Origin of the sequence: Streptomyces sp. ACA25, assembly GCF_028200735.1 — a bacterium.
Classification (GTDB): Bacteria; Actinomycetota; Actinomycetes; order Streptomycetales; family Streptomycetaceae; genus Streptomyces.
The window spans coordinates 1-17,800 of sequence record NZ_JAQKPV010000023.1 but is presented as its reverse complement, the minus strand read 5'-3'; the positions used below and the strand labels follow the sequence as shown (position 1 = coordinate 17,800).

General features: G+C 73.1%; 3 protein-coding genes. All 3 read left to right on the top strand.

Annotated elements, in window-relative coordinates:
* Positions 1 to 10 precede the first annotated feature (10 nt).
* The gene (locus tag PJ985_RS22570; RefSeq protein WP_271685742.1) at positions 11 to 4,711 is read left to right on the top strand and encodes a type I polyketide synthase; all 4,701 of its coding nucleotides are present in this window, start codon (positions 11 to 13) and stop codon (positions 4,709 to 4,711) included.
* Positions 4,708 to 13,803: a type I polyketide synthase gene (locus PJ985_RS22565; protein WP_443033571.1), complete on the top strand. Its 9,096-nt coding sequence runs from the start codon at positions 4,708 to 4,710 to the stop codon at positions 13,801 to 13,803. The genes PJ985_RS22570 and PJ985_RS22565 overlap by 4 nt, the downstream gene beginning before the upstream one ends.
* Before the next feature lie 37 nt (positions 13,804 to 13,840).
* Positions 13,841 to 17,800: type I polyketide synthase (locus PJ985_RS22560; protein ID WP_271685740.1), on the top strand; the 3,960-nt coding region annotated here is incomplete at its 3' end.

The window sequence follows — 17,800 nt, the reverse complement described above, 5'->3', positions numbered from 1 at the left end:
GCAGAACATCATGACCGACGCGAACCAGGCCGACGAGCAGAAGCTGCTCTCCTACCTCAAGCGCGCCACGGCGCAACTGCGTGACGCCAACCGGCGCATCCGTGAACTGGAGGACCTGGCGAGCGAGCCGATCGCCGTGATCGGCATGGCCTGCCGCTACCCCGGCGGGGTCCGCTCACCGGAGGACCTGTGGGACCTGGTCGCCTCCGGCACGGACGCCCTCGGCCCGCTGCCCGCCGATCGCGGTTGGGACCCGGCGATGGTGTCCGCCGCGCCGCGGGGCGGATTCGTCCACGAAGCGGGCGACTTCGACGCCGGACTGTTCGGCATGTCGCCCCGCGAGGCCGCCGCGACGGACCCTCAGCAGCGGCTGCTGCTGGAGGCCTCCTGGGAGGCGGTGGAACGCGCGGGCATCGATGTCGCCACCCTGCGAGGCGGGCGCACCGGTGTGTTCGCCGGCGTGATGTACCACGACTATCCGGCGGTCGTCGCCCCGGAAGCGCTGGAGGGCTATCAGGGCACCGCCAACGCGGGCAGTGTGCTGTCCGGGCGGGTCGCCTACTCCTTCGGGCTGCGGGGGCCCGCGGTCACCGTGGACACGGCCTGTTCCTCGTCCCTCGTCACGCTGCACCTGGCGGCCCAGGCCCTGCGCAACGATGAGTGCGAGATGGCCCTGGCGGGCGGGGTGACGGTGATGGCCGGGCCGATGATGTTCACCGGCTTCGGACTCGACGAGGGCATCGCCGCGGACGGCCGGTGCAAGCCGTTCGCTGCTGCCGCCGACGGGACGGGCTGGGGTGAGGGCGTCGGAGTCCTGCTGCTGGAGAAGCTGTCGACGGCACGCCGCAACGGTCACCGGGTACTGGCGTTGCTGCGGGGCTCCGCGGTCAATTCCGATGGTGCGTCCAGCGGGTTCACCGCGCCGAACGGTCCCGCCCAGCAGCGCGTCATCCGACAGGCCCTGGACAGCGCGGCCCTCAGCCCCGCCGAGGTGGACGCGGCGGAGGCGCACGGTACGGGTACGCGGCTGGGGGATCCGATCGAGGCGCAGGCGCTGCTGGCGACGTACGGGCGGGAGCGTGGGGAGCCGCTGTGGCTCGGTTCGGTGAAGTCGAACATCGGGCACACCCAGGCCGCGGCGGGTGTGGCCGGTGTGATCAAGATGGTCGAGGCGATCCGCCACGGCGTCCTGCCCAGGACGCTGCACGTCGATGCGCCGACTTCCCGGGTGGACTGGTCGGCGGGCGCGGTCGAGCTGCTGACCGAGAACCGGCCGTGGCCCCGGACCGGACGGCCCCGGCGCGCGGGCGTGTCGTCCTTCGGGGTCAGTGGAACCAACGCCCACGTCATCCTCGAACAGGCCCCCGCCGACGAGCCTGCCCGGAAGCCGGTCCAGGAGGCCCGGAGCGGGCCGTTCCCCTTCCCGGTGTCCGGCCGGTCAGCTGCCGCGCTCCGTTCACAGGCGGCCCGGCTGCTCGGCCCGGCCAACGGCGACGAGCCTGTCGACCTGGCGCTCTCCCTCGCCACCACCCGGACCGCCCTGGACCACCGCGCGGTGGTGCTGGCCGAAGGCCACGAGGAGCTTCTCGCCGGCCTGCGGGCACTGGCCGCCGGGGAGCCCGCTGCCAACCTGGTCACCGGCAGCGTCCGGGGCGGGCGTACCGCTTTTCTGTTTTCGGGGCAGGGGTCGCAGTGGGTGGGGATGGGGTTGGGGCTTCGGGTGTTCCCGGTGTTTGCTTCGGCGTTTGATGAGGCGTGTGGGGTGGTGGGGCTGGATGTGGGGGTGTTTTCGGATGGGGGTGCGTTGGGGCGGACGGGGTGTGCGCAGCGTGCGTTGTTTGCGTTGGAGGTGGGGTTGTTCCGGTTGGTGGAGTCGTGGGGTGTGAGTCCGGATTTTGTGTTGGGGCATTCGGTGGGGGAGGTGGCGGCGGCTCATGTGGCGGGGGTGTTGTCGTTGGAGGATGCGGGGGTGTTGGTGTCGGCGCGGGCGCGGTTGATGGAGGGGTTGCCGGAGGGTGGGGCGATGGTTGCGGTGGAGGCGGGGGAGGGTGAGTTGGCGGGTGAGTTGTCGGTGGGGTCGGGGGTGTGTCTGGCGGCGGTGAATGGTCCGCGGTCGGTGGTGGTGTCGGGTGATGTGGGGGCGGTGGAGGCGTTGGCGGTGCGGTGGGAGGGCCGGGGGCGGCGGGTGAAGCGGTTGGCGGTGTCGCATGCGTTTCATTCGCATTTGATGGAGCCGATGTTGGCGGAGTTCGGGGAGGTTGCGGGGTCGTTGACGTATCGGGTGCCGTCGGTTCCGGTGGTGGCGGCGGCGGGTGGTGAGGTGGGGTCTGCGGGGTATTGGGTGCGGCAGGTGCGTGAGGCGGTGCGTTTTGGTGAGGGTGTGGGGGTGTTGCGGGAGAGGGGTGTGGGGCGGTTTGTGGAGTTGGGTCCTGATGGGGTGCTGGCGGCGGCTGTGCGGGGGTGTGTGGGTGAGGACGCGGGGGTGGCGGTGGTGGCGATGCAGCGTGCGGGGCGGGATGTGGTGGAGAGTTGGTGGCGGGGTGTCGCGGCGGTGCATGTGGCGGGTGTTCCGGTGGACTGGACTGCGGTCACGGCCGGGTGGGGTGGCCGGGTCATCGACCTGCCCACCTACCCCTTCCAGCACGTCAGGTACTGGCCGCTGCCGCAGCCCGCGTCCCCGCCGGGTGAGCCGCTCACCGGTGCGGACGAACCGTTCTGGTCCCTGGTGCGCGGTGGGGACACCGATGCCCTGGCCGGGCTCCTCGGCGTGGACTCCCCCGAGGACACGGACCGTATCGGAGGGCTCCTGCCCGCCCTGGCGCAGTGGCACGACCGTGCGCGGTCCCGGGACCTCCGGTACCGGGTGGAGTGGCGGCCCGCCGCCGTGCCCGGTGAACCCGTGCTCGCGGGCACCTGGCTGGTGCTGACGCACGCCGAGCACACGGCCACCGCCACCGCCTGCGCCGAGGCGATCCGCCGGAGCGGCGGACTGCCGCACGTCACCGTCGTCGACGGGACCGACGGGCTGGCCGAGCTCTCCGACCTGACCCCCGACCGGACACCGGCGGGCGTGCTGTCCCTGCTCGGTCTGGCCGAGGACACCGCGGTGACCACGGGCCTCGCCCTCGTCCAGGCACTGGCCGGCGCCGACACCCGCCTGTGGTGTGCCACCCGCGGCGGCGTGGCCGCCTCCGACGAGGAAGTGCCCGGTGCGTCAGGCCAGGCCCTGTGGGCCCTGGGCCGCGTGGCCGCTCTGGAGTTCCCCCGCCTGTGGGGCGGGCTGATCGACCTGCCCGAAACGGTGGACGAGGCCGCCGGCTCCCTGCTGGCGGCCGTCCTCAGCGGCGCCTCCGGCGAGGACCAGGCCGCTCTCCGCGGCACGGTCCTCGCCCGCAGAATCGTCCGCGCCCCGGCCGGCACCGCCGCGCCCTGGCACCCCCGCGGCACGGTACTCATCACCGGCGGAACCGGGGCCCTCGGAGGACACGTCGCCCGATGGGCGGCCCGGTGCGGCGCGGAACGGCTCGTCCTGGTCAGCCGGCGGGGCGCCGACGCCCCCGGCGCAGCGGAGCTGGTCGCGGAACTGACCGGCCTCGGTGCAGAGGTCCTCGCGGTCGCCTGCGACCTCGCCGACCGGGACGCCGTCGCCGCCCTGCTGCACAACCATCCGCCGACCGCGGTCCTGCACGCCGCGGGCGTCGGTGGCCTCGGCCGGCTGTCCGAGCTGACCGAGAACGACCTGACCGCTGCCCTGGCGGGCAAGGTCGCCGGCGCCGTGCACCTCGACGAGCTGTGCGGCGACGTCGAGGCGTTCGTGCTCTTCGGCTCCGTCGCAGCGGTCTGGGGCGGCGCGAACCAGGGAGCCTACGCCGCTGCCAACGCCCAGCTCGATGCTCTGGCGAGAAGGCGGACCGCCCGGGGGGCCCCCGCCACCGCGATCTCGTGGGGCGCCTGGGCCGGTGAGGGCATGGCGGGGGGCGCGGACGCCCAGCTGGCCCGGTTCGGCGTACGGGCGATGGATCCGGACGTCGCGATCGCGGCCCTTTCCGAGGCGGTGGCCGACGAGGCCCCCGTGGTGACCGTTGCCGGCGTCGACTGGCCCCGGTTCGCCGAGGCCTTCACCGTGGCCCGGCCCAGTCCGCTGCTCGCCGACTTCGTCGGAGCACCGGCGGATCCCTCCGGAGCGGATGAGGACGGCGCTGCCGGGAGCCTCCGCGAGAAGCTGCTCGCGCTGCCGCCGTACGAGCGGCCGGACGCGGTGCTGAATCTGGTACGGACACAGACGGCGATGGTGCTCGGACACGCGGTCGGCAGCGACATCGAGCCGGACCGGGCGTTCCGCGACCTGGGCTTCGACTCGCTCACGGCTGTGGAGATGCGCAACCGGCTCCACGCCGTCAGCGGTTTGCCGCTGACGGCCACGGTGGTGTTCGACCACCCGACCCCCAGCGCCCTCGCCGAGCACCTCCTCGAGGAGTGCGGCGCCGGTCCCGGTGCCGCCGGGGACGACAGCGTCGGTGAGGACCGGATCCGTGCCGCGCTGGCCACTGTCCCCCTGGCCCGGCTTCAGGAGGCCGGACTGCTCGAGCCCTTGCTGCGGCTGGTGGGGGAGAACACGGACACGGCGGCCGGGCCGGCCGTGGAGGAACTGGACGAGATGGACGGCGAGGCCCTGTTGCGACTCGTCTCCGCGACCGACGGGGAGATCTGATCATGGCTGCGTCCGTCGACCGGTACGTCGAGGCCCTGCGCACGGCGGTCAAGGAGAACGAGCGGCTCAAGGCGCGCAACCGGGAGCTGACCGGTGCGGAGCACGAGCCGATCGCCATCGTCGGAATGGCGTGCAGGCTGCCCGGCGGGATCGACTCGCCCGAGTCGCTGTGGGACCTGGTGGCCGAAGGCGGCGACGGCATCAGCGAGTTCCCCTCCGACCGTGGCTGGGACCTCGGTGCCCTTTACGATCCTGACTCCGGCCGGGCGGGAACGTCCTACTCGCGGGAGGGCGGATTCGTCCGTGACGCGGGTATGTTCGATCCCGCCTTCTTCGGCATCTCGCCCCGTGAGGCCGCGGCGATGGATCCCCAGCAACGCCTGGTGCTGGAAACCTCCTGGGAGGCGTTCGAAAGGGCAGGCATCGACCCCTCCACCGCCAAGGGCAGCCGGGTCGGCGTGTTCATCGGGGCCACCACCTCCGGCTACGGCACAGGCGTTCCGGTGCCGGCGGGTGCGGAGGGCTACGCGCTGACCGGCACGGCGACGAGTGTGCTGTCCGGGCGGGTCGCCTACTCCTTCGGGCTGCGAGGGCCCGCGGTCACCGTGGACACGGCCTGCTCCTCGTCCCTGGTCGCGCTGCACCTGGCCGCGCGGGCGCTGCGGGCGGGGGAGTGTTCGATGGCGCTGGCGGGCGGGGTGACCGTGATCGCCACCCCGGCGGCGTTCATCGAGTTCAGCAGGCAGCGCGGCCTGGCTGCCGACGGACGCTGCAAGTCGTTCTCGGCGGACGCGGACGGCACCGGCTGGTCCGAGGGCGCGGGCGTGCTCCTCGTCGAGCGGCTCTCCGAGGCGCGGCGCAAGGGTCACCGGGTGCTGGCGCTGCTGCGGGGCTCCGCCGTGAACTCGGACGGAGCGTCCAACGGGCTCACCGCGCCCAACGGCCCCGCCCAGCGACGGGTGATCCTCGACGCGCTGGCCGCCGCACGGCTGTCCGCTGCCGAGGTGGACGCGGTGGAGGCGCACGGTACGGGTACGCGGCTGGGGGATCCGATCGAGGCGCAGGCGCTGCTGGCGACGTACGGGCGGGAGCGTGCGGAGCCGCTGTGGCTCGGTTCGGTGAAGTCGAACATCGGGCACACCCAGTCCGCGGCGGGTGTGGCCGGTGTGATCAAGATGGTCGAGGCGATGCGGCACGGCGTGCTGCCCCGGACCCTGCACGTCGACGTGCCCAGCCCGCACGTCAACTGGTCGGCGGGTGCGGTGGAGCTGCTGACCGAGGCCCGGCCCTGGCCGGAGACCGGGCACCCGCTGAGAGCGGGCGTGTCGTCCTTCGGGGTCAGTGGAACCAACGCCCACGTCATCCTCGAACAGGCCCCCGCCGGGGAAAGCCCCTCCGGCGAGTCCGGAACTCCCGGTACCCCGCCCGCTCTGGTCCCCTACGTCCTCAGCGGCCGGGACGCCCGGGCGCTGAGCGCCCAGGCCGAGCGGCTGCGCGACTTCGTCGCCGGACGTCCCGGCCCGGACGCCGCCGACCTCGCCGTGTCCCTGGCGACCACGCGCGCCGCGTTCGAGCACCGCGCCGTGGTGCTGGCCGAAGGCCGCGAGGAGCTTCTCGCCGGCCTGGACTCCCTCGCACGCGATGAGCCCCGCCCGGGCACCGTGCTCGGTGAGGTCCGCCCCGGCAAGCTGGCCTTTCTGTTTTCGGGGCAGGGGTCGCAGTGGGTGGGGATGGGGTTGGGGCTTCGGGTGTTCCCGGTGTTTGCTTCGGCGTTTGATGAGGCGTGTGGGGTGGTGGGGCTGGATGTGGGGGTGTTTTCGGATGGGGGTGCGTTGGGGCGGACGGGGTGTGCGCAGCGTGCGTTGTTTGCGTTGGAGGTGGGGTTGTTCCGGTTGGTGGAGTCGTGGGGTGTGAGTCCGGATTTTGTGTTGGGGCATTCGGTGGGGGAGGTGGCGGCGGCTCATGTGGCGGGGGTGTTGTCGTTGGAGGATGCGGGGGTGTTGGTGTCGGCGCGGGCGCGGTTGATGGAGGGGTTGCCGGAGGGTGGGGCGATGGTTGCGGTGGAGGCGGGGGAGGGTGAGTTGGCGGGTGAGTTGTCGGTGGGGTCGGGGGTGTGTCTGGCGGCGGTGAATGGTCCGCGGTCGGTGGTGGTGTCGGGTGATGTGGGGGCGGTGGAGGCGTTGGCGGTGCGGTGGGAGGGCCGGGGGCGGCGGGTGAAGCGGTTGGCGGTGTCGCATGCGTTTCATTCGCATTTGATGGAGCCGATGTTGGCGGAGTTCGGGGAGGTTGCGGGGTCGTTGACGTATCGGGTGCCGTCGGTTCCGGTGGTGGCGGCGGCGGGTGGTGAGGTGGGGTCTGCGGGGTATTGGGTGCGGCAGGTGCGTGAGGCGGTGCGTTTTGGTGAGGGTGTGGGGGTGTTGCGGGAGAGGGGTGTGGGGCGGTTTGTGGAGTTGGGTCCTGATGGGGTGCTGGCGGCGGCTGTGCGGGGGTGTGTGGGTGAGGACGCGGGGGTGGCGGTGGTGGCGATGCAGCGTGCGGGGCGGGATGTGGTGGAGAGTTGGTGGCGGGGTGTCGCGGCGGTGCATGTGGCGGGTGTTCCGGTGGACTGGACTGCGGTCACGGCCGGGTGGGGTGGCCGGGTCATCGACCTGCCCACCTACCCCTTCCAGCAGGAGCACTTCTGGCCCGTCGCCGCGTCCGGTGCCGTTCCCGCCGCCGGGAGCGGCACCGGGAGCGGCGGCCCCGACGAATGGCGTTACCGGATCACCTGGCAGCCCCTGCCCGAGGTGGAACAGCCGGTGCTGTCCGGCACCTGGCAGGTGCTCGCCGACCCCGCCGACGAGGTCGCCGCCTGGTGCGCCGACGCCATGCGCGCGCACGGCGCCACCGTCGTTGTCAGCCGGACTCCGGGGCCCGCCGACGGACTGCTCCTTCCGCACGACCCCCGGCCCCACCCCGGGCATCCCGAGCTCACCCTGGGAATGGCCGACGCCCTGGACACGTTGCGCGAGGCCACCGCGCCGCTGTGGATCCTCACCAGGGGAGCCGTGTCCGTCACCGCTGAGGAACCCGCCGACCCCGGGGCCGCCCAGCTGTGGGGGATGGGCCGCGTCGCCGCGCTGGAGGCGCCGCACCGGTGGGGCGGCACGATGGACCTGCCCGCACGGCTCGACCAGGGCGCCGCGCGACGCCTGGCGGCTGTCCTCGCCGGAGCGGACGAGGACCAGGTGGCACTCCGGGAAGGCGGCGCTTTCGGCCGGAGACTGATACCCGCACCCGTACCCGCACCCGTGCACCCGGCCGGCGAGTGGCTGCCGCGGGGCACGACACTGATCACCGGTGGTACCGGGGCGCTGGGCGCGCACGTCGCACGGTGGCTCGCGGGCCGCGGCGCACCACATCTCGTGCTCGCCGGCCGGCGTGGCGCCGACGCCCCCGGCATGCCGGAGCTCACCGCCGAGCTCGCCGCCAAGGGAACCCGGGTAACCGCCGTCACCTGCGACGTGACCGACCGTGCCGCTCTCGACGCACTGCTCGCCGAGCACCCGCCCAGCGCGGTGGTGCATGCCGCGGGGAGCGGTGACTACGGTGCCCTCGCCGAGGCGACCCCGGCCGGTGTCGCCGCCGTACTTGCCGCGAAAGTCACCGGGGCGCTCCATCTCGACGACGCTCTCCAGGACGCCGACCTCGACGCGTTCGTGCTGTTCTCGTCGGTCTCCGGTACGTGGGGCAGCGGCGGCCAAGCCGCCTACGCTGCGGCCAACGCCGCCCTCGACGCGCTCGCCGCGCGCCGTGCCGCCACAGGACTGCCCGCCACCTCCGTGGCCTGGGGCCCGTGGCAGGGCGGCGGGATGGCGGGCGACGAGTCCACGATCGACCACCTGCGCAGACGCGGTCTGCGGCCCATGGCACCCGCCGACGCCCTCACCGCCCTGGGCGCAGCGGTCGGCCGGCGGGACGTCACCGTCGCGGTGGCCGACATCGATTGGGGGCGCTTCGTGCCCGCGTTCACCGTCGCCCGCCCGCAGCGGCTGTTCGACGCTCTGCTCGCCGACGGCCCGCAGGCGGACCCGGAGGGCGCGGGCGGGGCTGCCGGACCGACGGCGACCGTGACCCGTCTCGCCGGCCTCGAAGAGAAGGAGCAACGGCGCGAGCTGGTGGAGCTCGTCCGCGGTCACGTCGCCGTCGTCCTCAACCACCGTGACTCCGATGCCGTGGACACCCGCAAGGCCTTCACCGACCTGGGCTTCGACTCGTTGACCGCCGTGGAGCTGCGCGACCGCCTCACCGCCGCTGTCGGTCTCGCCCTGCCGGCAACCGTGATCTTCGACCACCCCACCCCGGCCGCCCTGGCGGAGCACCTGCGTGAGCTCGCACTCGGCACGGCCGGGAGCCGCCACTCGGTGACGGGTGTCGCCACCGACGACCCCATAGCGATCGTCGGAATGGCCTGCCGCTACCCGGGCGGCGTCGCCTCCCCGCACGACCTGTGGCGGCTGGTCTCCGAAGGCCGTGACGGCATCTCGGACTTCCCCGACGACCGGGGCTGGGACACCACTCGGCTTTACGACCCGGACGGCGGAGACGGCACTTCCTACGTGCGCGAGGGGGGATTCCTGCGCGACGTCGCCGAGTTCGATTCCCGCTTCTTCGGTATCTCTCCGCGCGAGGCGTTGGCGATGGACCCCCAGCAGCGGCTCATGCTGCACGTCGCCTGGGAGGCCCTCGAACACGCGGGAATCGACGCTGCGACACTGCGCGGCACCGACACCGCCGTGTTCGCGGGCACCAACGGCCAGGACTACCCCGTGCTGCTCGCCGGGGCACCGGAGGCCAGTGAGGGACACCAGGGCGCCGGCAACGCGGCAGCCGTGCTGTCCGGCCGGATCGCCTACACCTTCGGTTTCGAGGGACCGACCCTCACCGTCGACACGGCGTGCTCCTCCTCCCTGGTGGCGCTGCACCTGGCGGTGCGGGCGCTGCGACAGGGAGAGTGTTCCCTCGCGTTGGCGGGCGGAGTCACGGTGATGTCGACGCCGACGGCGTTCGTCGAGTTCAGCAGACAGCTCGGTCTGGCCCCCGACGGCCGGTGCAAGTCCTTCGCCGCTGCCGCCGACGGCACGGGGTGGGGCGAGGGCGTCGGCGTACTGCTCGTCGAGCGGCTGTCCGACGCGGTCGCCAACGGCCACCGGGTGCTCGCGGTGGTACGCGGTTCAGCGGTCAACCAGGACGGTGCGTCCAACGGCCTGACAGCACCGAGCGGACCCGCCCAGCGCCGGGTCATCGAACGCGCTCTGGCAGATGCCGGGCTCTCCCCCTCCGAGGTGGACGCCGTCGAGGCGCACGGCACCGGCACGCGGCTGGGCGATCCGATCGAGGCACAGGCGGTCCTGGCCACCTACGGACAGGACCGCGAGGAACCCCTGCGGCTGGGCTCGGTCAAGGCCAACATCGGGCACACGCAGGCCGCGGCGGGTGTCGCCGGCGTGATCAAGATGGTCGAGTCGATGCGGCACGGGACCCTGCCCCGGACGCTCCACGTCGACGCTCCGAGCCCGGAGGTCGACTGGTCCGCCGGAGCCGTGGAGCTGCTGACCGAGGCCCGGCCCTGGCCGGAGACCGGGCACCCGCTCCGGGCCGGCGTGTCATCCTTCGGTGTCAGCGGCACCAACGCCCACGTCGTCCTCGAGGCGGTGTCCTCCCCGGTACCCGACCAGCCGCGGGGCAGCTCTCCCGCCGTCCTGCCACTCCTGCTGTCGGCCCGCAGCGCCGACGCCCTGCCCGCCCAGGCGGAGCGGTTGCGGCAGGCTGTCGCCGAGCACGACCTCGTCGACCTCGCCTACTCGCTGGCGACGACGCGGGGAGCCCTGGAACACCGTGCCGTGGTGCTCGCCGCCGACCGCGACACAGCTGATGCCGCCCTCTCCGACCTCAGCGGCGGTGCCGTCGTCGGGCGAGCCCAGGAGGACCGGCCCCTGACCCTGCTGTTTGCGGGGCAGGGGTCGCAGCGTGTGGGTATGGGGCGTGGGTTGTACGAGGCGTTCCCGGTGTTCGCGGAGGCCTTTGACGCGGTGTGTGCGCGGGTGGACGCGGAGTTGGAGCGTCCGTTGGCGGAGGTGGTGTTCGAGGACGGTGAGGCGCTGGGTCGGACGGTGTTTGCGCAGGCGGGGTTGTTTGCGCTGGAGGTGGCGTTGTTCCGGTTGGTGGAGTCCTGGGGTGTGGTGCCGGATGTGGTGGTGGGGCATTCGGTGGGTGAGGTGGCGGCCGCTCATGTGGCGGGGGTTCTGTCGCTGGATGATGCCTGTGCTTTGGTGTCGGCGCGTGGGCGTTTGATGCAGGCGCTGCCCGGGGGTGGGGCGATGCTGGCGGTGGAGGCGTCGGAGGAGGAGCTGGACCTTCCTGCGGGGGTGGATCTGGCGGCGGTCAACGGGCCCACCTCGGTGACGGTTTCCGGAGATGAGGAGGCGGTTGCCGCTTTGGAGGGGCGGTTGCGGGGTGAGGGGCGGAAGGTGAAGCGGCTGGCGGTGTCGCACGCGTTCCATTCGCATCTGATGGAGCCGATGCTCGCCGAGTTCACCACCGTGGCGCAGTCCCTCACCTACCGGGCGCCGTCGGTGCCGATGGTGGTGACGGCCTCGGGTGACCCGGCCACCCCGGAGTACTGGGTCCGCCAGGTCCGCGAACCCGTCCGCTTCGCCGACGCCGTCACCCGGTTGCCCGAGAACGTGAGCTGCCTCGAACTCGGTCCCGACGGGGTGCTTTCCGCGCTCCTCCCCGGCGCCGTGCCCGGTCTCCGGCGTGACCGCCCTGAGGCCGACACCTTGCTCGCCGCTGTCGCGCACGGCTGGACGCGCGGTGCGCAGGTGGATTTCGCCACGCTGTTCCCCGCTGCGCCGCCCGCCACCCTGCCCCCGTACCCGTTCCAGCACGTCCGCTTCTGGCCGGACCCCAGCCCTGCCGCCGAGCGGACGGAGCCCGATCCCGCCGAGGCCGGCTTCTGGGCGGCTGTGGACGCGGGCGACTTGGCAGCCGTCGCCGACACACTCGGCGTGTCGGACGACCACACTCTCGGCGACCTCCTGCCCGCGCTGTCGTCCTGGCACCGCGAGCGCCGAGGCGACAGCACCGCTGACTCCTGGCGATACCGGATTACGTGGGTGCCGGTGACCGAGACCCCTGTGCCTCTCACGGGGACCTGGCTGCTGGTCACGCCCCCTGCCCCGGACGACGACAACCGCGCCGTCTCCGGCGAGGAGTCCGGCATCCACGACGTGACCGCCGCACTGCGCTGCGCGGGGGCGGACACCCTCGTCGTCACGGGCGGCGTCGACCGGGCCGAAGTCGCCGCGCGGGTCCGTACCGCCGTTGACCGCACCGGCATCGTCGGCGTGCTGGCCATGCCGGGCGAGGGCCCCGCCTGCCTGCCCGCTGTGGTCGCGCTCACCCAGGCACTCGAGGACGCGGGCGTCACCGCCCCGCTCTGGTGCGCCACGCGGGGCGCGGTGTCGGCCGGCGCGGGTGACCCCGCCCCCGACCCGGATCAGGCCGCGGTGTGGGGTTTCGGCCGGGTGGCGGCCCTGGAACTGCCCCGGACCTGGGGTGGTCTCGTGGACCTGCCCTCCGAGCTCGACGACCGTGCCGGGGCGCGCCTCGCCGGGTTGCTCGGCGCCGGAGCCGAGGACCAAGTGGCCGTGCGCCGTGAGGGCGTCCTCGGAAGACGGCTCACCCGACATCAGCTCGACGGCCGGTCCCGGTCCGCCGCCGGGTGGACGCCCAGGGGCACCGTGCTGATCACCGGCGGCACCGGCGCGCTCGGCGCCCACGTGGCACGCCGGCTCGCGCACCAGGGCGCCCCGCACCTGGTGCTCGCCGGGCGGCGCGGCCCCGGCGCGCCCGGCGCCCGGGAACTCGTCACCGAGCTGACCGCCCTCGGCAGCCGTGTCACCGTCGCCGCCTGTGACGTCAGCGACCGCGGCGCCCTCAGGGTTCTGCTCGACGGTCTCCCCGAGAACCTGCCGCTCACCGCGGTCGTGCACGCGGCGGGCATCGTGGACGACGGGGTGATCGGCTCGCTCACTCCCGGCCGGATGGAGTCGGCGTTCCGCGCCAGGGTCCGCGCCGCCCACCACCTGGACGACCTGACCGCCGACCGTGACCTCGACGCCTTTGTGCTGTTCTCCTCGTTCGCGGGCGTCGTCGGTAACCGTGGGCAGGCCGCCTACGCCGCCGCCAACGCCTCTCTCGACGCGCTCGCCGAACGCAGGCGCGCACTCGGCCGGGTCGCCACCGCCCTTGCCTGGGGGCCGTGGGCCGGCGCGGGCATGGGGACGGCCGCTGCCGCCGCCGACCAGCAGCACCGCACGGGGGTCACGCCCCTGCCGCCCGAGCAGGCCATCACCGCCATGGCAGACGCGGTCGGCCACGACGTGACGACGCTCTGCGTCGCCGACATCGACTGGAGCCGTTTCGGCCCGGTGCTCGACGCCGGGCGGTGCGGCAGCCTGCTGGCCCTGCTGCCCGAGGCCCGCCGGCCCGTCACGGCCGAACCCGACCAGGGCCCGAGCCTGGCGGAGCGGCTCGCCGACGCGCCGGAGGCCGAACAGGAGCAGATGCTGCTCGACCTGGTGATCTCGCGCACCGCCGTCGCGCTCGGCCACCGGACACCGGCTGCCATCGCCCCCGACCGGCCCTTCCGCGACCTGGGCACCACCTCGCTCACGGCCGTTGAGCTGCGCAACCTGCTGGACACAGCCACCGGCCGGGCCCTCCCCGCCACCCTGGTCTTCGACCACCCGACCCCCGCGGCGCTCGCCGCACATCTGCGCGAGCTGCTCGCTCCGGCCCCGCCGGCGGCAGACCGGTCCGCCGCCGTCACCGAACTGGAAAAGCTGGAGGCCGCGCTCGCGGAAACGTCCCCCGAGGGCGAGGAGGCCGTGACGCTGCTCACCAGGCTGCGCGCGCTGGCCGACCGCCTCGACCACGACCGGGCCGCGGCGGAGATCGCTGCCGCACCCGACTCCGAGGACGACCTGTCCTCGGCCAGCGCCGACGACCTGTTCGACCTGATCCACAAAGAGTTTGGCAAGTCCTGATGTACACGCACGATCCTGCCCGCGGGGAGTCACTCTGATGGCGAACGAAGAGAAGCTGCTCGATCACCTGAAGTTCGTTACAGGTGAGCTTCGGCAGGCGCGCCGCCGACTGCAGGAAAAGGAGGAGGGCGACAACGAACCCATCGCCATCGTCTCCATGGCTTGCCGGTTCCCCGGCGGTGTCCGCAGCCCGGAACAGCTGTGGGCCCTCATCGCCGACGGCGGTGACGCTGTCGACGCCTTCCCCGCCGACCGTGGCTGGGACCTCGGCACCCTGCTCGACCCCGACCAGGACAAGCCGGGCACGAGCTACGGGCACGAGGGCGGCTTCCTCTACGATGCCGCCGAGTTCGACGCAGGCCTGTTCGAGATCTCCCCGCGCGAAGCCGTGGCGATGGACCCGCAGCAGCGGCTGCTCCTGCAGACCTCGTGGGAAGCGTTCGAGCGGGCCGGTATCGACCCGAAGTCGGTGCGCGGCAGCCGGGTGGGAGTGTTCGCCGCCACCAACGGTCAGGACTATGCTTCCGTGCTCGCCGCGGACCCGCAGGCAGCGGAGGGCTACCTCGCCACCGGAACGGTCGCCAGCGTCCTGTCCGGCCGCATTTCCTACGCCTTCGGCCTGGAGGGCCCGGCGATCACCGTTGACACCGCGTGTTCGGCGTCACTGGTCGCGCTGCACCTGGCCGTCCAGTCTCTGCGCAACGGCGAATGCACCATGGCCCTGGCCGGGGGCACGACCGTCATGACAACGCCTGCGGCGTTCGTCGAGTTCAGCCGCCAGCAGGCCCTGGCCGCCGACGGCCGGTGCAAGGCCTTCGGCGCGGAGGCCGACGGCACCGGCTGGGGCGAAGGCGTGGGCCTGGTACTGGTGGAGCGGCTCTCCGACGCGCTCGCCAACGGCCACGAGGTGCTCGCGGTGGTGCGTGGATCCGCGGTGAACCAGGACGGGGCGTCGAACGGTTTGACGGCGCCGAACGGTCCGTCGCAGCAGCGGGTGATCCAGGACGCGCTGGCATCCGCCGGCCTGGAGCCGTCCGAGGTGGACGCGGTGGAGGCGCACGGGACGGGAACCCGGCTGGGTGACCCGATAGAGGCCCAGGCACTGCTGGCCACCTACGGGCAGGGCCGGGACCGTGCGGAGCCGCTGTGGCTCGGCTCGGTGAAGTCGAACATCGGTCACACGCAGGCCGCTGCGGGCGTCGCGGGCGTCATCAAGATGGTCATGGCGATGCGCCACGGTGTACTGCCCCGCACCTTGCACGCCGATGAGCCCACCCCGCAGGTGGACTGGAAGGCAGGGAAGGTCGCCCTGCTCACCGAGAACCGGCCGTGGCCTGCCGCAGGCCGGCCGCGCCGCGCAGCGGTGTCCTCGTTCGGAGTGAGCGGGACCAACGCCCACACCGTCCTGGAGCAGGCCCCCGCCCTCGCCGACGACACCCGCGTGGAGGAGGAGCCGGCGGCTGCCGGGCCCCCACTCGTTCCTCTGCCGCTGTCGGGCCGCACCGCGCAGGCGCTGCGGGAGCAAGCTGCGAACCTGGCCGCTTTCCTGACCGACCGGCCGACGGCCCGCCTGTCCGATGTCGGGTTCTCCCTGGCGACGACCAGGGCGGTACTGGCCGCACGATCCGTCGTGCTCGCCGCAGACCGTGAAGCCGCGCTGCGCGCCCTCGCCGAACTGGCCCACGGAACTGTGCCGCCCGAGGCACAGTCGGGCATGGCGACCCCGGGCAGGCTCGCGTTCCTGTTCTCCGGACAGGGGTCGCAGTACGCGGGCATGGGACACGGTCTGTACCAGGCATTCCCGGTGTTCGCCGAGGCGTTCGACGCGGTGTGCGTGCGGGTGGAACTGGACCGGCCACTGCGCGATGTCGTGTTCGAGGACGGCGAGGCGCTGGACCGGACCGGGTACACGCAGGCGGGTCTGTTCGCGCTCGAGGTGGCGCTGTTCAGGCTGGTGGAATCCTGGGGGGTGCGTCCCCACCGCCTTATCGGGCATTCGGTGGGCGAGGTGGCGGCCGCTCATGCGGCGGGGGTGCTCTCGCTGGATGACGCGTGCGCCTTGGTGTCGGCGCGTGGCCGTCTGATGGAGGCGTTGCCTGACGGCGGTGCGATGCTCGCGGTGGAGGCGACGGAGGAGGAGCTGGAGCTTCCCGAGGGGGTGGATCTGGCAGCGGTGAACGGGCCCGCCTCGGTGACGGTCTCCGGTGACGGGGAGGCGATCGCCGCGCTGGAGGCGCGGTTGCGGGGCGAAGGCCGGAAGGTGAAGCGGCTCACGGTGTCGCACGCGTTCCATTCACACCTCATGGAGCCGATGCTCGCCGAGTTCACCACTGTCGCGGAATCCCTCACCTACCGGACCCCGGCGATTCCGCTGCTCACCACGGCGCCGGGCCGGCCCGACACCCCCGACTACTGGGTGCGCCAAGTCCGCGAGCCCGTCCGCTTCGCCGACGCGGTCCGCGGAGCGGAGGAGCGTGGCATCACGCGGTTCCTTGAACTGGGCCCGGACGGTGTGCTGTCCGCCCTGGCCCAGGGCATCGTCGACGACGCCCTGGCGGTGCCCGCACTGCGCCCGGGGCGTGCGGCCACCGAGTCCCTCCTGCACGCCACAGCCGCCGCCCACGCCCACGGCGTTGCCGTCGACTGGTCCGCGGTGATCGGCGGAGGCCGCCGGGTCGACCTGCCCACCTACCCGTTCGAGCGCCGCGCCTACTGGCCCTCCGGACGGCTGACCGCCGGGGACCTCACCACCGCCGGACTCGGCGTCGCCGACCACCCGCTGCTGGGTGCCGCCGTGTCGCTGGCCGCCGGGGGCGGCGTGCTGCTCACCGGCCGGCTGTCCGCCGCCACCCACGGCTGGCTCGCCGACCACGAGATCAGCAACAACGTCCTGGTGCCCGGCACCGTGTTCGTCGAACTGGCCTGGAACGCGGGCGAACACGTCGGCTGCGGCACCATTGAGGACCTCACCCTGGCTGTGCCGCTCGTGCTGCCCGCACGTGGCGCTGTCCAGATCCAGGTGAGCGTCGGACCCGAGGGTGACGACGCCACCCGCCGACTGGAGATCCACTCCCGCCTCGAAGGTGACGAGGAGTGGACCGGTAACGCCGTGGGCATACTGAGCGCCGGTGCGACGACGTCCGACCGGGCGCTGGCCTGGCCGCCCGAGGCCGATCCGGTGGACCTCACCGACTTCTACGCCCGGGCAGCCGACGCCGGTTTTCGCTACGGCCCGGTCTTCCGAGGACTTAACGCCGCGTGGCGCGCGGACGATGACCTGTACGCAGAGGTGGAACTCCCCGAAGCCGCACACGGCGACGCCGCCCGCTGCGGGCTGCACCCCGCGCTGCTCGACGCCGCGCTGCACGCCACCGGTATCGACGCGGACCGGGCCGGGCTGCCCTTCGTCTGGGCAGGTGCCACCCTCCACGCCGTGGGCGCCACCCGGTTGCGGGTCCACCTCAAGGCCACCGGAACAGACACCTACACGGTGCGGGTCACCGACCCGTCGGGCGCACCCGTCGCCACCGTCGACTCCCTGAGCCTGCGCACGCCGACGGCTGTCGGCGCACGGCACGACGACTCCCTGTTCACGCTCGACTGGACGACCGTGCCCGTCCCCGGCTCCCGGGGCACCGTCATCACGGCTGCCGGCAGCCTCCCCGAGTTCCTGGCCGGCTTCTCCGGCGCGGCCCCCGACGCTGTGGCCTGGCAGATTGCTCCGGGCGGGCTGTGGGACACCGAGAACGTCGTCGCCACCGTCCTCGACGGCCTGCAGAGCTGGCTGGCTGACGAAAGGTTCACCGCGTCCCGTCTGATACTGGTCACCCGGGGGGCCGTGGCCGCCGCTCCCGGCGACGATGTCACCGACCTGCCTGGCGCGGCACTCGGCGGTCTGGTGCGCTCCGCGCAGTCGGAGCACCCGGACCGTTTCGTGCTGCTCGACGCGGACACCGACCCCGCCGCCGACCTGCTGGCCGCACTGACGGGCATCGAC